This window comes from Actinoplanes sp. NPDC023714 (genome assembly GCF_040639855.1).
Lineage (GTDB): Bacteria > Actinomycetota > Actinomycetes > Mycobacteriales > Micromonosporaceae > Actinoplanes.
On record NZ_JBFAAR010000010.1, the window covers coordinates 213,378 to 232,729 of the forward strand.

Annotated in this window: 19 protein-coding genes; 11 read left to right on the forward strand and 8 right to left on the reverse strand. The window is 70.8% G+C overall.

All coding sequences use genetic code 11. From position 1 onward, the window contains the following. The first annotated feature begins 15 nt into the window (after positions 1 to 15). The 3 genes from uxaC to AB0G10_RS34695 are packed head-to-tail and all read left to right on the forward strand — an operon-like array spanning position 16 to position 3,476. The gene (gene uxaC / locus AB0G10_RS34685; protein ID WP_360931626.1) at positions 16 to 1,542 is read left to right on the forward strand and encodes a glucuronate isomerase; all 1,527 of its coding nucleotides are present in this window, start codon (positions 16 to 18) and stop codon (positions 1,540 to 1,542) included. Then, complete coding sequence (locus tag AB0G10_RS34690; protein ID WP_360931629.1) at positions 1,539 to 3,074, forward strand: altronate dehydratase family protein; 1,536 nt, start codon at positions 1,539 to 1,541, stop codon at positions 3,072 to 3,074. The genes uxaC and AB0G10_RS34690 overlap by 4 nt, the downstream gene beginning before the upstream one ends. A gap of 9 nt (positions 3,075 to 3,083) precedes the next feature. Further along, the gene (locus AB0G10_RS34695) at positions 3,084 to 3,476 is read left to right on the forward strand and encodes a nucleotidyltransferase domain-containing protein (RefSeq protein ID WP_360931632.1); all 393 of its coding nucleotides are present in this window, start codon (positions 3,084 to 3,086) and stop codon (positions 3,474 to 3,476) included. Positions 3,477 to 3,693: 217 nt separating this feature from the next. On the opposite strand, the gene AB0G10_RS34700 is transcribed toward AB0G10_RS34695, so the two are convergent. The 3 genes from AB0G10_RS34700 to AB0G10_RS34710 form a co-directional block, all read right to left on the reverse strand. After that, on the reverse strand, positions 3,694 to 4,221 hold the full coding sequence (locus tag AB0G10_RS34700; RefSeq protein WP_360931635.1) for a hypothetical protein: 528 nt from the start codon (positions 4,219 to 4,221) through the stop codon (positions 3,694 to 3,696). Next, positions 4,218 to 4,499 (reverse strand): helix-turn-helix transcriptional regulator, encoded by a 282-nt coding sequence (locus tag AB0G10_RS34705; protein WP_360931638.1) that lies wholly within the window; start codon positions 4,497 to 4,499, stop codon positions 4,218 to 4,220. The genes AB0G10_RS34700 and AB0G10_RS34705 overlap by 4 nt, the downstream gene beginning before the upstream one ends. A gap of 80 nt (positions 4,500 to 4,579) precedes the next feature. Further along, a complete protein-coding gene (locus tag AB0G10_RS34710) occupies positions 4,580 to 5,557 on the reverse strand; it encodes a LacI family DNA-binding transcriptional regulator (RefSeq protein WP_360931641.1) in 978 nt (325 codons plus the stop codon). Positions 5,558 to 6,496: 939 nt separating this feature from the next. Here AB0G10_RS34710 and AB0G10_RS34715 point away from each other — a divergent pair. Beyond that, on the forward strand, positions 6,497 to 8,077 hold the full coding sequence (locus AB0G10_RS34715; protein ID WP_360931644.1) for a cellulose synthase catalytic subunit: 1,581 nt from the start codon (positions 6,497 to 6,499) through the stop codon (positions 8,075 to 8,077). Continuing rightward, positions 8,074 to 9,555, forward strand: a complete 1,482-nt coding sequence (locus AB0G10_RS34720; protein WP_360931647.1) for a hypothetical protein — start codon at positions 8,074 to 8,076, stop codon at positions 9,553 to 9,555. Before AB0G10_RS34715 ends, AB0G10_RS34720 begins: the two co-directional genes overlap by 4 nt. A gap of 88 nt (positions 9,556 to 9,643) precedes the next feature. Here the strand turns inward: AB0G10_RS34720 and AB0G10_RS34725 are convergent, their stop codons facing one another. The 3 genes from AB0G10_RS34725 to AB0G10_RS34735 all read right to left on the reverse strand — a co-directional run bounded on the left by AB0G10_RS34725 (position 9,644) and on the right by AB0G10_RS34735 (position 12,501). Continuing rightward, on the reverse strand, positions 9,644 to 10,135 hold the full coding sequence (locus AB0G10_RS34725; RefSeq protein WP_360931650.1) for a hypothetical protein: 492 nt from the start codon (positions 10,133 to 10,135) through the stop codon (positions 9,644 to 9,646). A 244-nt stretch (positions 10,136 to 10,379) separates the two neighbouring features. Beyond that, complete coding sequence (locus AB0G10_RS34730) at positions 10,380 to 11,492, reverse strand: hypothetical protein (RefSeq protein ID WP_360931653.1); 1,113 nt, start codon at positions 11,490 to 11,492, stop codon at positions 10,380 to 10,382. Between the two features lie 340 nt (positions 11,493 to 11,832). After that, positions 11,833 to 12,501 carry a hypothetical protein gene (locus AB0G10_RS34735; RefSeq protein ID WP_360931656.1) on the reverse strand — a complete coding sequence of 223 codons (669 nt, stop codon included), beginning with the start codon at positions 12,499 to 12,501 and terminating at the stop codon, positions 11,833 to 11,835. Positions 12,502 to 12,930: 429 nt separating this feature from the next. On the opposite strand from AB0G10_RS34735, the gene AB0G10_RS34740 reads away from it, so the two are divergent. From AB0G10_RS34740 to AB0G10_RS34750, 3 genes are read left to right on the forward strand one after another with little or no spacing between them, the layout of a single operon-like run. Then, positions 12,931 to 13,386, forward strand: coding sequence for a lamin tail domain-containing protein (locus AB0G10_RS34740; protein WP_360931659.1), 456 nt, complete (start codon positions 12,931 to 12,933; stop codon positions 13,384 to 13,386). 56 nt (positions 13,387 to 13,442) lie between these two features. Then, on the forward strand, positions 13,443 to 13,724 hold the full coding sequence (locus AB0G10_RS34745; protein ID WP_360931662.1) for a hypothetical protein: 282 nt from the start codon (positions 13,443 to 13,445) through the stop codon (positions 13,722 to 13,724). Beyond that, positions 13,724 to 14,770, forward strand: coding sequence for a hypothetical protein (locus tag AB0G10_RS34750; protein WP_360931665.1), 1,047 nt, complete (start codon positions 13,724 to 13,726; stop codon positions 14,768 to 14,770). Before AB0G10_RS34745 ends, AB0G10_RS34750 begins: the two co-directional genes overlap by 1 nt. A 58-nt stretch (positions 14,771 to 14,828) precedes the next feature. Here AB0G10_RS34750 and AB0G10_RS34755 read toward each other — a convergent pair whose 3' ends face one another. Together AB0G10_RS34755 and AB0G10_RS34760 are read right to left on the reverse strand one after the other, a co-directional pair. Further along, on the reverse strand, positions 14,829 to 15,239 hold the full coding sequence (locus AB0G10_RS34755) for a hypothetical protein (protein ID WP_360931668.1): 411 nt from the start codon (positions 15,237 to 15,239) through the stop codon (positions 14,829 to 14,831). A 40-nt stretch (positions 15,240 to 15,279) separates the two neighbouring features. Next, entirely contained in the window at positions 15,280 to 15,837 is a 558-nt protein-coding gene (locus AB0G10_RS34760) for a helix-turn-helix domain-containing protein (protein WP_360931671.1), read from the reverse strand. Between the two features lie 68 nt (positions 15,838 to 15,905). On the opposite strand from AB0G10_RS34760, the gene AB0G10_RS34765 reads away from it, so the two are divergent. From AB0G10_RS34765 to AB0G10_RS34775, 3 genes are read left to right on the forward strand one after another with little or no spacing between them, the layout of a single operon-like run. After that, the gene (locus AB0G10_RS34765) at positions 15,906 to 17,339 is read left to right on the forward strand and encodes an MFS transporter (protein ID WP_360931674.1); all 1,434 of its coding nucleotides are present in this window, start codon (positions 15,906 to 15,908) and stop codon (positions 17,337 to 17,339) included. Between the two features lie 56 nt (positions 17,340 to 17,395). Further along, the gene (locus AB0G10_RS34770) at positions 17,396 to 17,953 is read left to right on the forward strand and encodes a hypothetical protein (protein WP_360931676.1); all 558 of its coding nucleotides are present in this window, start codon (positions 17,396 to 17,398) and stop codon (positions 17,951 to 17,953) included. Positions 17,954 to 17,982: 29 nt separating this feature from the next. Then, on the forward strand, positions 17,983 to 19,350 hold the full coding sequence (locus AB0G10_RS34775; protein WP_360931679.1) for a glutamate decarboxylase: 1,368 nt from the start codon (positions 17,983 to 17,985) through the stop codon (positions 19,348 to 19,350). The last annotated feature ends 2 nt before the right edge of the window (positions 19,351 to 19,352 follow it).

The following is a 19,352-nucleotide window of genomic DNA, read 5'->3' on the forward strand; positions in this document are numbered from 1 at the left end:
GCCGGGGAAGAGACCATGTCCGACAGCCCCCTGCACCCCGACCGCGCCCTCCCCGCCGACCCGGTGCTGCGCCCGCTCGCCCGGGAGATCTTCGCGAGCACCCGTGACCTGCCGATCGTCTCGATGCACGGTCACGTCGACGCCGCGGTCTTCGCCGCCGACGAGCCGTTCGCCGACCCGGCCGCGCTGTTCGTCACGCCGGACCACTACCTCGTACGCATGCTGCTCTCCCGCGGCGTGCCGCACGACGCGCTCGGCGTCCCCCGCCGCGACGGCCGGCCGGTGGAGACCGATCCGCGCGCGATCTGGCGGACGTTCGCCGCGCACTGGCGGCTCTTCCGCGGCACGCCGACCCGCTTCTGGCTGGAGCACGAGCTCGCCGAGGTCTTCGGCATCCCCACGAAACTGAGCGCCGAAACCGCCGACGACATCTACGACCGGCTCTGCGCGAAACTCGCCGAGCCCCGGTTCCGCCCGCTCGCCCTCCTCGACGCGTTCCGCATCGAGATCATCTCGACGACGGACGCCGCGACGGCGTCCCTGGCCGAGCACCGCGAGCTGGCCGGGAAGGGGTGGGGCGAGCGGATCGTGCCGACGTTCCGCCCCGACGCGCTGCTCGACGTCGCGAAGCCCGGATGGCCGGATGAGCTGCGGAAACTCGGCGACATCACCGCCTATGACGGATATATCACGGCATTGGAGGAGCGGCGGGCCGTCTTCAAGGCCGCCGGCGCCCGGGCCACCGACCACGGCCACCTGAGCGCCGACACGACCCCGCTCGACATCGCCGACGCCCGCCGGCTCTTCCGGGCCGCGCTCGACCGGACGATCACCGATGCCGAGGCGGCCGCCTTCCTCGCCCACATGCTGTTCGAGATGGCCCGGATGTCCACCGAGGACGGCCTCACCATGCAGATCCACCCGGGCGTGCTGCGCGACCACGACCCGGCCGTCCTGGCGGCCCGCGGGCCGGACGTGGGCTACGACATCCCGGTACACACCCCCTACGCCCGTCCGCTGCGGCCACTGCTGAACGCTTTCGGACACCACCCGAACCTGCGCGTCATCGTCTTCACCGTCGACGAGACCGCGTTCAGCCGCGAGCTCGCGCCCCTCGCCGGCGTCTACCCGGCCATGCTGCTGGGCGCGCCGTGGTGGTTCCTCGACACCCCCGACGGCATGCGCCGCTTCCGCGAGGCCGTCACCGACACCGCCGGATTCGCCAACACGGCCGGCTTCGTCGACGACACCCGCGCCTTCCTCTCCATCCCGGCCCGCCACGACCTGGCCCGCCGCATCGACGCCGGCCACCTCGCCCGCCTCGTCGCCGAGCACCGCCTCGACCTCGACGAGGCCCTCGAGACAGCCCGCGACCTGGCCTACGACCTGCCCCGAGCCGCCTACCCGAAGCCCGGCGCCGCCCCGGCCTCTCCGCCTCGAGCCGGCACCGCCCCGGCCTCTCCGCCTCAAGCCGGCACCGCCCCAGCCTCGCCGCCCCACGCCGGCGCCGTGCCCGCCATCTCCGAGGCCGGTGCCGCGTGACCGCCTCGCCGCTCGCCGAGCACGCGCTGCTGCTCCACCCCGACGACGACGTGGCGGTCGCCCTGCGCGACCTGCCGCCGGGTCTCACCCTGACGCACGGCGCGCTATCAGTTCCGGTCACGGCCGCGATCCCCCAGGGCCACAAGATCTCCGTACGGGCGAAGTCCCCCGGCTCCGCGATCCGCAAATACGGCCAGACCATCGGCCGGGCCACCGTGCCGGTGAACCCGGGCGACCACGTGCACACGCACAACCTGGCGATGGACGCGGTGCGCCAGACCTACGAGTTCGGCACCGAGCGGATCCGGCCGCCGCGCGCCTCGGTCCCCCGTACCTTTGACGGGTTTGAACGCGCCGGAGGCGCCGCCGGAACCCGCAACTATGTGGGCATCGTGACCTCGGTCAACTGCTCGGCGTCGACCGCCCGCATGATCGCCGACCAGTTCCGCGGACCGATCATGGACGCCTGGCCGAACGTCGACGGCGTGGTGGCACTGACCCACGACTCCGGGTGCGGCATGGTGCCGGCCAGCGAGGGCGGCCGGATCCTGCGGAGGACGCTGCGCGGATACGCCACCCACCCCAACGTCGGCGCCATCCTGGCCGTCGGGCTCGGCTGCGAGATGCTGGCCGTCGACGCGCTCCTCGACGACCTGCCGGCGCCGGCCGACACCCTGGTCGAACGCCTGATCATTCAGGAGCAGGGCGGCGTGCGGGCGACCGTGCGGGCCGGCGTCACGGCGGTCCGCGCCCTGATCGAGCGGCTGGACGAGCGACGCCGCGTGCCGATCCCCGCGTCGCGTCTCGTGCTCGGGCTCAACTGCGGCGGCTCGGACGGCTATTCGGGGATCACCGCGAACCCGGCCCTCGGGTACGCCTCCGACCTGCTAGTGGCGCAGGGCGCGACCACGATCCTGGCCGAGACGCCGGAGGTGTTCGGCGCCGAGCACCTGCTGACCCGGCGGGCGGTCACCGAGGACGTCGGGCGCCGGCTGCTGGACCGGATCGCGTGGTGGCACGAATACGTGGAGGCCGGCGGCGGCACCCTCGACAACAACCCGTCGCCCGGCAACAAGGCGGGCGGCCTCACCACCATCCTGGAGAAGTCCCTCGGCGCGGTCGCGAAGGGCGGGACCGCCGAACTGACCGCGGTCTACGAGTACGCCGAGCGCGTCACCGCCTCCGGCTTCACCTTCATGGACACCCCCGGCTACGACCCGGTGTCGGTGACCGGCCTGGTCGCCGGCGGGGCCACCGTGGTCTGCTTCACGACCGGGCGCGGCTCGGTCCTCGGCACCAAGCCGGTCCCGACCCTGAAGGTCGCCACCAACACCGGGATGTACGAGCGGATGCGCGAGGACATGGACCTGAACGCGGGCCCGATCGCCACCGGCGACGCGACCGTCGAGGAGGTCGGCACCCGGATCTTCGAGGCGGTGCTGGAGGTGGCGTCCGGCAGGCCGACGGTGAGCGAGGATCTGGATCTGGGCCGCGACGAGTTCGTCCCCTGGCAGCTCGGCGCCGTCACCTAGCCTGGGGCGATGCTCGCGCTCGCTTCCACCGTCGCCTCCACCATCGCCTCCGTGCTGGGTGCTTCGGCGCGGTCGGTGATCCTCCACGGCTCGCTGGCGACCGGTCGTTTCCGGCCCGGCCGCAGCGACGTCGACCTGCTCGCGATCGTCGACGGCGGGGTCACCGACGCGCAGGCGGCGGCGCTGCGTGAGCTGCTGAGCGACCCGATCGACCTGCACGTGGTGACGTCCGCGGTGGCGGGCCGGCCGTCCCGCGCGCCCGCCGTGGAGCTGTATCTCGGTCACGGCGAGTTCTCCCGCGACGTGCCGGCCGACCCCGATCTGCCCACCGAGCTGTCCGAGGCCCGCGCCCGGGGTCGCGTGCTGCACGGCGCCCCGCCGGCCGCGGTGATCGCGTGTTGAGTTGGGGCGCGGACCGGACCTGAAGTCAACACGCGGCGGTGGTGTGGCGGTCGCGTGTTGAGTTGGGGTGCGGATTGGACCCGAAGTCAACACGCGGCGGTGGTGTGGCGGTCGCGTGTTGAGTTGGGGTGCGGATTGGACCTGAAGTCGGCACGCTAGGGCCGGCGGGGGCGGGCGTTCCCGGGAGAAGCGCAAGTGGAACGCCTGGCCCGACCCCCTAGTAGTCCTCGGGGCCGATCGGGTCGGGGCGGCGCCACGTGATGACCGCGGCCGGGATCATCGTGGCGACCAGCATGCCGGTCACCATCACCTGGATCCAGTTGTCGCCCGGGATCAGCTCGGACCCGCTCGACCTGCCCGCCAGCCCGTCGGCGACGGCGAGCAGGAACAGCACGGCGAACAGCCCGACGGTCACCCCGTGCGCGACCCGGTGGGCGGCGTTGCGCTCGCCGATCTCCCGTTCGTCGAGCAGCCGGTCCGGGACGGCGTCGAGCAGCCGGCTCGCCCGGCGCAGCGTCAGGATCCCGGCGGCGGCGAGCACGGCGGTGAGGGCGAGCAGGACCGTGCCGAGCGTGTCGTCCGGCCGGGTCGCCGTCACGATCCCGCAGGCCAGCACCGCGACCGGCGGCACCACGGCCAGCAGCCGGCGGCGGGGACGGCTGGCCAGCCAGCCCGGCAGGGGCGCCTCCCGCTGCTGCTGGATGCGGGCGTCCATCTCGGCGCGGAGCTCCTGCCGGCTGGTCATCTCTGCTCTCCCGTCTGCGTGTCACGGCGCGTCTTGTCGCCGTAGAGCTGGGCGGACATCGGAGTGAACGGCGTCAGCGCGAACACCGCCTCGATCGGCAGCCCGAAGTGGCCGCAGATCCGCAGCGCCACCTCGAGCGACGGCCCGTAGTCGCCGCGCTCGATGAACCCGATGGTCTGCGGGTTCACGCCGACGACCCGCGCCAGCTCGGCCCGGGAGATGCCCCGTTCCGCCCGGACGACCGCGAGCCGATTGTGCACGGCTGTCTTGTCTGCCACTCCCATAGTGTTGCGTATACACAACACTCCACACAAGACACGAAACGAAGAGTCGCCTCAGCGAGCCGATCTGCCCGTCGTCAACCCTGGGCCACGCCCGACGATCCGCGGACGACCAGGCCGGTCGGGAGGGTGACCTCGCGTTCCCGTACGGATGCTGCGGGTTTGCCGGCGCCACCCACCCGGCGCAGGAGAAGCTCCAAGGCCGCCGCACCCGCCCTGCCCTTCGGAACGGCGACCGTGGTGAGCGGCGGATGGCTCATCGCGGCGAGGCTGATGTCGTCGTAGCCGACCACACTCATCTGATCGGGAACGGACACACCCCGCGCCGCGAGCCGGTGCAGCAGGCCCATCGCGACGAGGTCGTTGTAGGCCAGCACCGCCGTGGCCGGGCTCGCCAGCACCAGGTCACCGGCGAGCACGCCGCCCTCGAACGTCGGCGCCACCGAACCGAAGCGCAGGATCTCGTAGTCGCCGAGCGCGGACAGCCGCTGGTGCCCGGCCCACGACTCGTCCGGGCCGGCCAGGAACGCGATCTGGCGGTGACCCAGCGCCCGCAGATGATCCATCGCCTGGCGGGTGCCGGCCGCGATGTCGGCGGCGATCGACAGCATGCCCGGAACCTGCCGGTGCACCAGCACGGTCGTGTCCGGGTCGGCGGCCTCGAGCAGCTCGGCGTCGGTGGCGCGGGGCGAGCACAGCAGCACGCCGTCGGTGTTCCGGCCCAGCGTGGCCAGCGCCTCCAGCTCGGCCGACACGTCCTCGTCGGTGTCGGTGATGAACACGCCGCAGTCGACGGCCCGGGCCCGCGCGCTCACCCCCTTCGCGATGTCGGCGAAGAACGGATTCCGCAGGTCCGGAACGATCAGCCCGTAGTTGCCGGTCCGCCCGGTGATCAGCCCGCGCGCCGTCCGGTTCGGCCGGTAGCCGAGACGCTCCGCGGCGGCCATCACCGTCGCCCGCGTGGCCGGGCTGACACTCCCACCCGTGAGAGCCCGCGACACGGTGGACACCGACACCCCCGCGGCGTCCGCGACGTCGTGCACGGTCGTACGCACCGAGCTTTCTCCCTCGTCAGTGCGAATCGTTGGCCGCCAGCATATCGGCAGCTGACCCTCGATGACACAACCTGCAAATTTCCTGCATACGTTCCCACGCCACATCGTCCGAAGTCCCCACCAACCGCCCGCCCAGCCGCCGCCGACCCGCCCGCCCCGCCGCGGCCGGCTCACCCGCCCAGCCGCCCGGCCACCCAACCGCCGCCGGCTCGCCTCGTCTCCCTCAGACGCCGCCTATTGCCCGCGCCGCACTCCCGACAGCAATGGGCAGCAGCCGGTCGGCGGCGGCTGCAGCGCGTCGCTGCCCCGAGACCTCGGCTGCTCGACCAGGGCGGCACGTTCGCCGGGGAGGCGTGGGACCCGTCCGGCGGCGACTACAGCACGGCTGGGGCGCGCAGTCCGCGGCCGACGTGATCGAGACGGTGCTCGGCGTCCTGCTCGGCGCGGCGAGTCCCGCGAGCGCCGCCGGTGACCGGATTGGATCACGCGTCCGGCTCGGTGCCGACCCGGCGCGCCGCCGCCGGGCTCACCGTCACGGCGGCGGTGCCGGTCGACGTGACCGCTGGATCGCATTGCCGGCCGGTGCTTACCGGGTAACCCGGCGCCGCGCGATTCCGGCGAATGGAGTGACGGCCTTTGCAGCCGGCTCCGGGAATGTGCGATTCACGCCACGGTGATGCGTGGGGCGGGTCACACGGCGATTCTCACTCCCCGTGATCGGCGGTGACCCGCTCCGCATTCACGAAAATCGGTCAAGCGTTCATTCCACGCCATTTCTCGGGCGCTCCCCCGCACCCGGGAACATCTCGAATCCGTTATCCGCCCTCCCCCGTTCCGGCACCGTATCGCCGTCCCGCTCTCCGATGCGCGGGAGCAGCGTTCTTGGAAAGCTTCGACATCGAATCGGCGCTTTCCAGAGAAACACTGTTGGTGATATTCGTGACACTTCAGATCGACGGCGAAAGAACGGCCTCGGTCATCCGGGCGGACGCGTGGCAGGGAACGATGGGCTGGCTCACCCCGCCGTCGGATTCCGAACGCGACGAATACCTCGCCGGAGGTCAGCACCGATGGCTTTTCTGGGCGCAGGCGATCGCCATGATCGGTGTCGCGATCAGCCTTTACGGAATGGCGCAGAACACCTACTGGACCATCGTCTTCCTGGTCCCGCTGATCGCCTTCGTCGGTGAGCAGCTGCTGGCGCTGCGCACCTCCACCTTCCGCCGCCGGGTCGACCTCGCGAGCCACCGCCGGACCGTGCGGGACTGGTCGCCGGCGCGGGTGCCGTCGGTCGACGTGTTCCTCCCGGTCTGCGGTGAGGAGGTCGAGCTCATCGACAACACCGCCTACCACGTGTCGAAGATGCGCTGGCCCGGGCGGCTGACCGTCTATCTGCTCGACGACGCCGGGGACCCGTCTGTCGCGGCGCTGGCCCGACGGTACGGGTTCCAATACATCGCACGGCCGGGGTCGGCGTACAAGAAAGCGGGGAATCTGCAGTGGGCTCTCGAACGGTCGACCGGTGACCACATCACCATCCTGGACGCCGACTTCGCGCCCCGCGAGGACTATCTGCTCGAGCTGATCCCCTACATGGACGACCCGTCGGTCGGCATCGTGCAGAGCCCGCAACTGTTCTTCACCGCGAAGAAGATGACCTGGCTGGAACGCTGCGCCGGCGCCACCCAGGAGATGTTCTACCGGTTCATCCAGCCCAGCCGGGACGCCGTCGGCGCGGCCATCTGCGTCGGCACCTCGGCCGTGTACCGGCGGGCCGCGCTCCAGGCCATCGGCGGCTTCCCGCAGATCGGGCACAGCGAGGACGTCTACACCGGCATCGAGATGGCCAAGGAGGGCTACCAGCTCAAGTACGTGTCCACGCTGGTCAGCCGGGGACGCTGCCCGGACGACCTGGACTCGTTCATCATGCAGCAGTACCGCTGGTGCGAGGGCTCGATGTCGCTCCTCGCCGACCCGCGCTTCCACCTGGAGCGCTCGATGACGCTCGGGCAGCGGGCCAGTTACTGGTCCGGCTTCGCCTACTACGTGACCACCAGCATGAACGCGCTGCTCGCCCCGATCGCCGTACTCGTGATGCTCTGGTTCTTCCCGGACCGCGTCTCCAACGGCAACGTGCTCCTGCTGCTCGCCGCCGTCCTGCTCTGGCTGCTCGTGTTCCCGATGCTGGCGGCCGGCCGCTGGCGCATCGAGGTGTTCCGGGTGCAGGCCGTCTACGGCTTCGCGCACCTGTTCTGCCTGTTCGACCTGATCCGCGGCCGCAGCATGGAGTGGCGTCCCACCGGCGCGTCCACCTCGCGCAAACCCGGCGCGGCCCGCGTCCGGATCACCATGGCCGCCTACCTGCTGGCCACCCAGGTGCTGGTGGTGGCCGGGCTGGCGTGGGACACCGCGCGCTACGGCATCGACCACTACTGGGCGCTGCTGCCGCTCATGGCGCTGAACGCGTACATCGCCCTGCCGGTCGCCTGGCTCGCCGTCAAGCGGACGGTGCGGGCATGACCACGATGGGGGCCTCGCTGCCCCGGGTCATGGTCGAGTCGTTCCTGCCCCGGCACAGCCACGCGGTGCGGCGGTGGCTGCACCTCGCGCCGGTCGCGCTGGTCCTCGGCGTGCAGGCGGTGCTGACGCTGCGGCTCGACAACATCGCGCACGCCGACGAGGCGCTCTACATCGACGCCGGGCACGCCTACTTCAGCCAGTGGAGCGGCGGTCCCCAGGCCGCCGACTACGGCGCCTACTTCTCCGGTTTCCCGTGGGCGTACCCGCTCTTCGCCGCCGCCGTCGACAACCTCGGCGGCCTCGGCCTGGTCCGCTTCACCAGCCTGCTCTTCACGATGGTCGCCGTCCTCTGCAGCGGCGCCATCGCGGTGCGCCTCGCCGGAGATTCCAGACCCACATTCGTACGGGTGACCGCCCTGCTCTTCGCGGTCCTCGCCGGACCCACGCTCTTCGCCGGCAACCTCGCCACCTTCGACGCTTGCTGCGCCGCCGCGGTGCTCGGCGCCGCGGCCCTCGCCGTGACCCGCACCGGCTACGCATCCGCCCTCCTCGCCGGCGTGATCGGCGGCGCCGGCGCGATCGTGAAGTACACCGGCGCCCCCTTCGTGGCGGTGGCCGCCGTCCTGGCCGTCGTCTCCGCGCCGACGGTGGCGCGCGGCCTCGGCCGGGCCGGTCTGATCGTGGGCGCCGCCGTCGCCACGATGCTCGCCGTCTACCTCCCGAACGCCGCCTGGATCACCGAGGGCATCCGGTTCACCACCACCGGCCGGGCCGCGCACAGCTATCGGGCGCTCGGCTTCCTCGGCCACGAGTTCCTGCTGACCATGGGGTTGCTGACCGCGCTGGCCCTCGCCGGCCTGGTCCTGCTCGCCCGGCGGCGTGCCCTGCTCACCGGCATCGTCCTGTTCGGGGCCGGCGCGGCGATCGCGGTGAGCCAGGCGCGCCTGCACGAGTACACCTCGTTCAACAAGCACCTGATCTTCGCGGCCCTCTTCTTCGCGCCGCTGGCCGCCCAGATCGCGACCGTGACCAGAGCCCTGGTCCGCCCCCTGGTCATCTCGGCTGCCATCTACCTGCTCGCGGTGACCGCCCTCTACCGCGCCGACTTCATGTTCCACGAGTGGCCGGACAGCAGCCCGGTCGTCGACGCCGTCAAGAAGCACAACCGGTCCGGCCTCTACATAGGCGTCGGCGCCGACTCGATGGCCTACTACTCCAAGGACCAACCGAACCTGCGCTGGACCGAGCCGTGGACGCTCTACGGCGCCGGCCCCGACCAGATGCGGGCCGAGGTGGCGGCCGGCAAGTACACCGGCGTCATCCTGATGTCCGGCGCCACCGGTGACGACGACCTCGACCGCAGCACCGCCCTGATGATGAGCCTCCTCCGCGACGACCCCGACTACGAGCTGGCCGGACGGTGGCCCAAGCATCGCTACGACCTCAACGAGTTCTACCTGTACCTGAAGAGGCAGTAGGCCCGCGCTCCGGCCCTGCCCCGATCCGGCACGAAACCGGCGGCCGCCGATCAGCGGTCGCCGGTTTCGCGTGTTCGCACGCGACGTTTCACGCGGGCGGCGGGGGCGCCGGCACGTCCTGCATGGCCGCGTAGAGCCGACCGCTGACCGCCAGGACGGACTTGCCGGAACCGCCGCAGCGGCCCGAGGAACTGCGCGCATGGACCCGGACCCGGATGGTCTTCGGGGACACGTCCGGCGCTCCGGGGAACGGATAGATCCAGTCGCCCCAGTCGACCTGGTAATGGTTCTCCGAACCTCGCTGGTGCCGCCAGGTGTAGGAGATCTGATCCCGGATGAGCCGCCATCCGGGCGGGGCGGTGAACGAACTCCAGTTGCTCCACCTGCCGTCGCGGGCCCCGGTGACGCAGTCCGTCGTTCCGGTCGTCACTTCGGGCACGATCTCGAAGGTCGGATCGGTGACCTCCTGCACGGTGCGGACGGTTCCACCGGTGCTGACGCCGCTGCCGAAGGCCGGTCCGGTCGGTGCCGCGACCGTCAGTGCGAGCGCTGCCACCGCCGCTTTCATCGTTCTGCGCATGTCGATGTACCTCTACTCCGTTGCCTCACCGTCGCCCTTCGGAGCCTTGCAGAAGTTCCTCCGCGGCTTCGCGTGCGGCGTGTTCAATGGCTGACGCGGGTAAGCGGATCACGACCCCTCGGACAGACGTATTCCCTTTACGGCGACCAGGGGACTTTCCGACACTTCCGGATCAGCCGAACGGGCCGACTTCGCAGAATCGCGGGACAGTCCGGCAGAGAAGGGATGTCGCCGGCAGCGGGCCTCACCGCTCCTTGACGGTCCCGTTGCGTTCACTGACCGACCCGTCGGCTTCCTCGCGGCTTCCAGCGTCCCCAGCCTCGGCAGATTTGTTAACTTCCCCGGCCGCACCCGAATGGTCGTTGATGCTCCCCGGTTTCTCGCTGATCGTGCCCTCGGCCTCCTCCGCCGCCCCACCCTCAGCAGGCGTGATCACCCCGGAGGCCTCCCCATTCGGCCTGATCGTCGCGTCGCCCCCGGCCGAACTCAACCCACCGGCCATCCCAGCAGCAGCCCCGCCGACGGACCCACCAGAGCCGTCCCCCGACCCAGCGATCCCAGCCGCCATCCCACCGGCCGCGGCACCGAGCGAACCCCCACCCCGCACCACATCCACCGACCGGACAACAGGCACCCCCTGAGCCGCTGCCTGCCGCGTCCTCATCCCCCGAACAGCCTCAACCATCTCGGCCCGGGCCCCGGCAGCCTCCCCAGCAGCGACCTCATAGACAGCCACCTGCCGCGCATACTCCGGCGCCGAGGGATCGACAGGCTCCGCGATGACGGTGCCACGGACCGGAAGCCCGCCGGCAGCAGCCATCTCCCGCGCCGCAGCCATCCTTCCTTGAGCCCCCGCCAGCCGATCGGCATAGGCGTCGAACGCCCCCGCGGTGGACGAGATCTCCCCGTGCAGGGCACCGGCGAGTTCGGCGGCCCGCGCCATCCGGCCACCGAAGGCCACGCCCGCCGATCCCCGCCAGCCCTCGGACGCATCCGATCCCGCGGACCGCAACACCTCCGAACTCGACGACACTTCGAAGCCGAGTTGATCACGCAACCATCCGGCCGCCGACAGCCGCCGGTCCTCTGCCGCTCGGAGGTGGCACCGCGGCGGAGGTTGTGCACGGCCGCAGGGCATGATGACGCCATGCCCGGGTGGACCGACGGTGATCTCGCAACCGAGTTCGAGCGCCGCCTCGACGGCCTGCTCGCCGAAGCCAGTCCCGGGTGGCAGCCCCCCGACCTCCCCGAGCCGTATCGGAGCGATCGACGTTTCCAGGAGTACCACAGGATCGGTGTGAAACGAACCCGCGCCGGTGATGTCTACCAGGCCCGGCCCGACCTCGCAGCGGCTCACGCCGGTCAGTTGCTGTCAGCGATCGTCTGCGATGAGGACGTGTCCGCGAGTAGACAACTGATCTATCCCGCCGTGCGGGCTGTGGGTCGGCGCGAGGTTCAGCGCTACCTGATCTCGGTCATCGAGAACGAGCATGAAAACAAGAAGGTCTGCGCCGTGCGCGCCTGGTACTGGTCCCAGGTCAGCTTGGTCTATGACTCCGTCGAAGCCCTTCCTGCTCCACCTCGTCGCTCAGGCCCGAGTCATCGCCGAGACGGCGCCCGACCGGTACAAGGAGCTGCTCGCCAGAGGCGAAGACGGAACGAACATGGCGCAGATCGGGACGACCGTGCTCGGAGGCTCACGTGCCGCTACGCGGCCGTCCACTGCCGGCGGTCAGGGTGGCTACCAGGGCCACGAGCAGGAGGAAGAGGCCCAGGACGGCGCAACCCCAGCCGTAGGTGGAGCTCAGGCCCCAGAACGGTTGGGGGAAGGGGTGGGTGCGGAAGAGCTCGGCCATGAAGGCGACGGCTCCTGTCGCGGATAGCGGGACCAGGAAGAGGAGGGCTGCCGGCAGGGCGCTGACGGCCACCACGCGGGCGGTGCCGCTGGCGGTTCGGGTACGGCGGTTCGCCCAGGTGCAGGTCAGCCAGGACAGCAGGCCGCCCAGCAGCCAGGCCGCTGCTCCGGTCGCGGTCAGCCACCACGGTGGTTCGCGGTTCAGCTCGGCCCAGCTGACGAAGCCTCCCGCCGAGGAGGGGTAGACGCCGTTCTCGGTTCCCACCTCCAGGATCAGGCCGTCACGGGAGGCGTACAAGGTGCGGCCGGTCTCCTCCATCTCGCCGGTGGAGACGACGATGGGGCCGGTCGGTTCGATGGTGTGCACGGTCCAGCCTTCGGCGGTCAGCCGGCGGGCGGTGTCGTCGATCCAGGGACGGTACCTACCGACGAGGAACTCCGCCGACGGGAGGAAGTCGTAGGAGGCGAACTCGAAGTCCTCGTCGTGGCGGCCCAGGCTGCCCCAGCCCATCACGTCGGAGAAGAGGCCCTCGGCGGCCCGCCCGCCCTCGACCGGCAGGCCGGGATAGACGGTACGGGTGATCGCGGTGAGGCGTTCGCCGGACGGGTAGTCGGGGACCGCCTCCCACGCCGCCCGGGTGGCACCCGCCGCGACGAAGTAGCCGCAGGTCAGGGCGGTCAGCAGGAGCAGGGCGCGGTAGCCCCACGAGCGGGTGGCGGCGGGGGCCGGCGTTCGCGGTGCTCCCGGCGTACCCTCGCGGGCTTGATCTTGAAGAATGAGGGACTCCTCCGGTCAGGCGGACGGCATCGGTCGACGGCGTGATTGTGACAGCTGAACGGATCGAGCGAATCAGCCTGACGCCCGACCGTCGATGCGTGTCCTGCGGCCCGGCGCTCGGCAAGATGCTGACTCCACCGGAAATTCTCGAGGAGACGCTTCATGCGCAGAGTGCTCGGTACCGTCACCGCGTTCGCCATCGCCCTCGGCGGAACCCTCGCCGCGGCGAGCCCGGCCCAGGCGGCGCCCGCGCTGCGGTTCCACAGTGCCCAGTACGACTCGCCGGGCAAGGACACGCGCAGCAACAAGTCCCGCAACGCGGAGTGGATCGCGCTGGTCAACACCGGCAAGAAGGCCGTCAATCTGAAGGGTTGGTCGATCAAGGAGAAGGGCGGCCGGGTCTACACGTTCGGCGCCGTCAGCATCCCCGGCAAGGGCGGCAAGATCTACCTGCACACCGGGAACGGCAAGAACACCAAGACCCACGTGTACTGGAACAGCGGCAACTACATCTGGAACAACACCGGCGACAAGGCGACCCTGCGCAAGCCCAGCAAGAAGACCCAGGACACCTGCTCCTGGGGGAACAAGAAGGGGCGTACGAAGATCGCCTGCTGAACCTTCTCCCATCGTGCGGTGTACATCTCTGCATCCGCACGGTGGGAGGAATCATCATGGCTGATCGCCTGACTGTCGACCTGGTACTTCTCGAGTCCATCTCCGACCGGCTCCGCCGCTCCGGCACGTCGCTGAGGGCCACCGGCTCCCGCGCGCCGCGGCACGTCGACGCCGGCGAGTCCACCCCGATCTTCGCCGAGCTCCTGGCCCGGCTCTCCGAGAGCTCCGCCGGCCTCGCGGCCGGATTGACCGAGGCCGGCCTGCGCGTTTCGGACGCGGGCCAGATGTACGCGTCGGAGGACTCCGCGGCCGGACAGAGGATGAGCGGGGTGTCATGATGCCTATCGAAACCCGCCTCGACGGGGATTCCGGCTCGATCCTCGCGGCGGCCGGATGGTTACGTGATCAACTCGGCTTCGAGGTGTCGTCGAGTTCGGAGGTGTTGCGGTCCGCGGGATCGGATGCGTCCGAGGGCTGGCGGGGATCGGCGGGGGTGGCCTTCGGTGGCCGGATGGCGCGGGCCGCCGAACTCGCCGGTGCCCTGCACGGGGAGATCTCGTCCACCGCGGGGGCGTTCGACGCCTATGCCGATCGGCTGGCGAGGGCTCAAGGAAGGATGGCCGCGGCGCGGGAGATGGCTGCTGCCGGCGGGCTTCCGGTCCATGGCACCGTCATCGCGGAGCCTGTCGACCCCTCGGCGCCGGAGTACGCGCGGCAGGTGGCTGTCTATGAGGTCGCTGCTGGGGAGGCTGCCGGGGCCCGGGCCGAGATGGTTGAGGCTGTTCGGGGGATGAGGACGCGGCAGGCAGCGGCTCAGGGGGTGCCTGTCGTCCGGTCGGTGGATGTGGTGCGGGGTGGGGGTTCGCTCGGTGCCGCTGCCGGTGGGATGGCGGCTGGGATCGCCGGGTCGGGGGACGGCTCTGGTGGGTCCGTCGGCGGGGCTGCCGGTGGGATGGCTGGTGGGTTGAGTTCGGCCGGGGGCGACGCGACGATCAGGCCGAATGGGGAGGCCTCCGGGGTGATCACGCCTGCTGAGGGTGGGGCGGCGGAGGAGGCCGAGGGCACGAGCAGCGAGAAACCGGGGAGCATCAACGACCATTCGGGTGCGGCCGGGGAAGCCGACAAACCTGCCGAGGCTGGGGACGCCGGAAGCCGCGAGGAAGCCGACGGGTCGGTCAGCGAACGCAATGCGACCGTCCGGGAGAACGCGCCGGCCGAGTCGTCCACATCGGCCGAGAGCGAGTCGACGCAGGAAACCGACGGGTCCGTCAGCGAACGCAATGGGGCCGTCAAGGAGAGCCCGGCGCCGGTGGAGTCGAGCAAGAGCGGTGCCGGTGACGAGCGCGTCGAGGAAGGTAGCCGCGGGCGCCTCGCCACGCGATGACTCATGACGGACCGGCGGCCGCCGGTGAGCGGCCGCCGGGTCCAGAGCGTGTCGAGGGTCAGAAGTTGACGGCTTGGGCTGTGGCCTTCACCTGGTGGAAGAGGTAGGACTGGAGGGCGCCCCGCGGCCCCGGGGTGACGACGTGCGCCTGGGAGCGGTCGAAGGTCTCCACCACGAACGTCTCGAATTCGACGGTGTCGCCCATGGTGAGGCGTACGGCCGGGAGCACCAGGGTCAGGGTGCGGTCGAAGGCGTCCGGCACCGTCTCCAGGGTGACCGTCACCAGTTGCCCGCCGGCCGGGGTGGGCAGCCGGGTGATGTCCTCGTCCTCGAAGTTCAGATTCAGGGTTGCGTCTCGGTACGACAGCAGCGGCACCCCCTTGATGCTCGAGCTCGCAAAGTTGATCTGCATGGGCCCGAGGATGTCGAAGAGATTGGCGTCGCTGAGTGTCCTCTTCTCGTTGGCCATGCCGTCAGGTTGCGACCGGGACGGGCGCCCCGTCCATCACCTACCGGACAGCGCGGATGCCGTCGAGGGCGATGTGCAGCACCCGGTCGCGCTGGGCGTCGTCGACGAAGGAGGCCGAGGTGAGGCCGGAGACCAGGCGCAGGACGTCGTCGAAGCTGACGTCGGCGCGGACCTCGCCGGCCTGCTGGGCGCGGATCATCAGGGGTTCGCCCGCTGTATACATGACGACACGGCAGGCGCGGAACATCTCGGAGTCCCTGTTCAGGACGTCGATGATGGCGCGCTTCGTCACGGCGTACGCGACAAATCGCTGGAGCCAGGCCCGCAACGCCTCCCATGCTGGAAGCGCCGCGGCGGCCTCGGCCGCCGCGGCGAGCTGGTTGATCTCGTCGACGTAGACCGCCTCGAAGAGATCCTGGCGGGCCGGGAAGTTGCGGTACAGCGTGCCGATGCCGACACCCGCCCGCTTGGCGATCTCCTCGAGGGACGCGTCGGCGCCGCGCTCGGCGAAGACGTCGCGGGCGGCGGCGAGCAGCGCGTCGTAGTTGCGCCGGGCGTCGGCGCGCTGGGGACGCCGCGTGGCGATCGCGTCGGTCATCCAGATCACATCCCCGCTGCGAGAAAACAGTTTGCCAACCGGAGGCCAGCCTCCGGTAATGTGGAGGCATGCCTCGACTTTACCAGCCGGCTCCCCGCGTGACCTTCGCGGTGCTGGCAGCGGCGGCCGCCGCGTTCTCGCTCATGCAGTCGCTGGTGACCCCGGTGCTGCCGACGATCCAGCAGGATCTGCGCACCAGCACCGCCACGGTCACCTGGGTGCTCACCGCGTGGCTGCTCGCCGCGTCGGTGGCCACCCCGCTGATGGGACGCGTCGCCGACACGATCGGCAAGGACCGCACGCTGCTCGTGGCGCTCGGCGCGATCGCCGTCGGCTGCCTGCTCGCCGCGCTGGCCCCGAACGTCGGCGTGCTGATCACCGCCCGGGTCATCCAGGGCCTCGGCGGCGCGGTGTTCCCGATCTCGTTCGGCATCCTGCGCGACGAGTTCCCGCCGGCCCGGCTCGCGTCGGCGCTCGGCGTGCTGTCCGCGGTGATCGCGACCGGCAGCGGTGTCGGCATCGTGCTGGCCGGGCCGATCGTCGGCGTGCTCGACTGGCGCTGGCTGTTCTGGATCCCGATGGCCGTCGTCACCGTGGTCACCGTGGTGGCCTGGCGGGTCATCCCGGCATCGCCACGACACGGCGCGGGCCGGATCAACTGGCTCTCCGCCACGCTGCTGGCCGGCTGGCTCGTGGCCCTGCTGCTGCCGCTGTCGATGGGTAGGTCATGGGGATGGGCCTCCGGCCGTACCCTCGGGCTCTTCGCTCTTGCCCTGGTCCTCGCCGCCGGATGGCTGGTGGCGGAGTTGCGCGCGAAGGAGCCGCTCATCGACATGCGGATGATGCGCCTGCCGGCCGTGTGGACCACCAACCTGGCCGCGCTGCTGTTCGGGGCCGCGATGTTCGGCGTGTTCGCGTTCCTGCCGCAGCTGCTGCAGGTGCCGGCGTCGACCGGATACGGGTTCGGGATGAGCGTGACCGGCGCCGGCCTGCTGATGCTGCCGCTCATGGTGGCGATGGCGGTCTTCGGGTCGCTGAGCGGGCCTCTCACGCGCTGGGTCAGCAACAAGGCTCAGCTGCTGTGGGGCTCCGCCATGGGTACGGTGGCCTGCCTCTCGCTGGCTGTGGCCCATGACGAGAAGTGGATGGTCGCGCTCGCGGCCGGCCTGTTCGGGATCGGTCTCGGCCTCATCTACTCGTCGATGATCAACCTGATCGTGCAGAGCGTTCCGGCGCATCAGACCGGCGCCGCGAGCGGCATGAACACCAACATTCGTACGATCGGAGCCTCGCTCGGCACGGCTCTCGTCAGCACGGTCGTCACCGGTCACACGACGCAGAGTGGGCTGCCCGCGGAGGCCGGGTACACCCAGGCGTTCCTGCTGCTGGCCGTCGCCAGCGCGGCGGCGTTCGCGGTCGCTCTGCTCGTGCCGTCCGGGCGCCGATCCGCCGCCGCCCGCCGGCCGGAGGTGCTGCCGGAGCTCACCCCCGTCGAGGTGTGAGCCGTCATCCGCGCCGGGGGATGCGAGGTCCCCCGGCGCCGGATTCCATGAGCGTCATGGCGTGGTGCTTCGCGATCGGATCGCTCTGCTTCCTGATCGGACCGCTCGACGTGTACGCCGGCCTGGTCGGGGCGACGGCCGACGCGGTCACCTTCTTCGCCGGCTCGATCTTCTTCACGGCGGGCGGCGCGCTCCAGGTCCGGCACGCGGTGACCCGCGCCGACCGGTGGGCCGCGTGGATCCAGTCGGCCGGCACGCTCTTCTTCAACGTCTCCACCTTCCGGGCCCTGCAGGTGGTCGTCGCCGATCCGGACTACGACCGGCTGGTGTGGCGGCCCGACATGTTCGGCTCGATCTGCTTCCTGGTCTCCGGGGTGATCGCGTACCGGGCGGCCGGCCGGCGCGGCTGGCAACCGGCCGTGAACCTGCTCGGCTGCGTGTTCTTCGGGATCTCGGCGCTCGCCGCCTACGTCCTGCCGTCGGCGGCCGGCGCCGAGGTGAGCGCGACGGCCGCCAACGTGAACACCTCGCTCGGCGCCGCCTGCTTCCTTGCCTGCGCCGTACCCGGCCTTTCATCCGGCAGGAGTGATGCGCGGGCCCGGGCTCCCCGGTGAGGGTGCCTCTGACGACACGGGAGGCGCACATGTTGAAACGGACCAGGAACTCGTCGGAGACGCTCTCGATCGCGCCGCGATTCGAGCTTCCGGACGGCGCGATCCCCCGGCTGGAGATGCCGGCCGGCGAGCTGCCACCGGAGACGGCCTACCAGATCGTGCACGACGAGCTGATGCTCGACGGGAACGCGCGCCTCAACGCCGCCACGTTCGTCACGACGTGGATGGAGCCGCAGGCCGACCGGCTGATGGCCGAGTGCTTCGACAAGAACATGATCGACAAGGACGAGTACCCGCAGACCGCCGAGATCGAGGCGCGCTGCGTGCACATCCTGAGCCGGCTGTGGAACGCGCCGTCCGCGGCGCAGGCCACCGGCTGCTCGACGACCGGGTCGAGCGAGGCCGCCATGCTCGGCGGGCTCGCGCTGAAACGCCGCTGGCAGCACCGCGGCACCGGCTCCGGCCGGCCCAACCTGGTCATGGGCATCAACGTGCAGGTGTGCTGGGAGAAGTTCGCGAACTACTGGGACGTCGAGATGCGGCTCGTCCCGATGGAGGGCGACCGGCTGCACCTGGACGCGGCGTCGGCCGTGGCGCTCTGCGACGAGAACACGATCGGCGTCGTGGCGGTCCTCGGGTCCACGTTCGACGGCTCCTACGAGCCGGTCGCCGAGATCTGCGCGGCCCTCGACGACCTGCAGCAGCGCACCGGCATCGACGTCCCGGTGCACGTCGACGGCGCGTCCGGGGCGTTCGTCGCGCCGTTCCTCGACCCGGATCTGGCGTGGGACTTCCGGCTGCCCCGGGTCGCGTCGATCAACGTGTCCGGGCACAAGTACGGCCTCGTCTATCCCGGCGTCGGCTGGATCGTGTGGCGCGACGCGCAGGCGCTGCCCGAAGACCTGATCTTCTGGGTGAACTATCTCGGCGACGACATGCCCACGTTCGCGCTGAACTTCTCCCGGCCGGGCGCGCAGGTGGTCGCCCAGTACTACAACTTCCTGCGCCTGGGCGTGGCCGGTTACACCCGGGTGCAAGGGTACGCCCGGGACGTCGCCACCCGGCTGTCCGGCATGATCGCCGAGCTCGGGCCGTTCGAGCTGATCACCCGCGGCGACGAGCTGCCGGTGTTCGCCTTCAAGCTGCGCGACGACATCACCAACTACACGGTCTTCGACGTCTCCGAGGCGCTGCGCGAACGCGGCTGGCAGGTGCCGGCCTACACCTTCCCGGCGAACCGCACCGACATCGCGGCGCTGCGGATCGTGGTGCGGCGCGGGTTCACCCACGACCTCGCCGACCTGCTCCTCGACGACCTGCGGCGGCACTTGATCCGGCTCGAGAAGCAGCCGGCGCCGGCCCACGACGCGTCCACGGCGGCCGGTTTCCACCATTGAGC

Bases quoted from the DNA above. Each gene is read 5' to 3' on its own strand.
- uxaC (WP_360931626.1), top strand. From the start codon at position 16: ATGTCCGACAGCCCCCTGCACCCCGACCGCGCCCTCCCCGCCGACCCG.
- AB0G10_RS34695 (WP_360931632.1), top strand. From the start codon at position 3,084: ATGCTCGCGCTCGCTTCCACCGTCGCCTCCACCATCGCCTCCGTGCTG.
- AB0G10_RS34700 (WP_360931635.1), bottom strand. From the start codon at position 4,221: ATGACCAGCCGGCAGGAGCTCCGCGCCGAGATGGACGCCCGCATCCAG.
- AB0G10_RS34720 (WP_360931647.1), top strand. From the start codon at position 8,074: ATGACCACGATGGGGGCCTCGCTGCCCCGGGTCATGGTCGAGTCGTTC.
- AB0G10_RS34725 (WP_360931650.1), bottom strand. From the start codon at position 10,135: ATGCGCAGAACGATGAAAGCGGCGGTGGCAGCGCTCGCACTGACGGTC.
- AB0G10_RS34735 (WP_360931656.1), bottom strand. From the start codon at position 12,501: ATGGGCTGGGGCAGCCTGGGCCGCCACGACGAGGACTTCGAGTTCGCC.
- AB0G10_RS34740 (WP_360931659.1), top strand. From the start codon at position 12,931: ATGCGCAGAGTGCTCGGTACCGTCACCGCGTTCGCCATCGCCCTCGGC.
- AB0G10_RS34745 (WP_360931662.1), top strand. From the start codon at position 13,443: ATGGCTGATCGCCTGACTGTCGACCTGGTACTTCTCGAGTCCATCTCC.
- AB0G10_RS34750 (WP_360931665.1), top strand. From the start codon at position 13,724: ATGCCTATCGAAACCCGCCTCGACGGGGATTCCGGCTCGATCCTCGCG.
- AB0G10_RS34755 (WP_360931668.1), bottom strand. From the start codon at position 15,239: ATGGCCAACGAGAAGAGGACACTCAGCGACGCCAATCTCTTCGACATC.
- AB0G10_RS34760 (WP_360931671.1), bottom strand. From the start codon at position 15,837: ATGACCGACGCGATCGCCACGCGGCGTCCCCAGCGCGCCGACGCCCGG.
- AB0G10_RS34765 (WP_360931674.1), top strand. From the start codon at position 15,906: ATGCCTCGACTTTACCAGCCGGCTCCCCGCGTGACCTTCGCGGTGCTG.
- AB0G10_RS34770 (WP_360931676.1), top strand. From the start codon at position 17,396: ATGGCGTGGTGCTTCGCGATCGGATCGCTCTGCTTCCTGATCGGACCG.
- AB0G10_RS34775 (WP_360931679.1), top strand. From the start codon at position 17,983: ATGTTGAAACGGACCAGGAACTCGTCGGAGACGCTCTCGATCGCGCCG.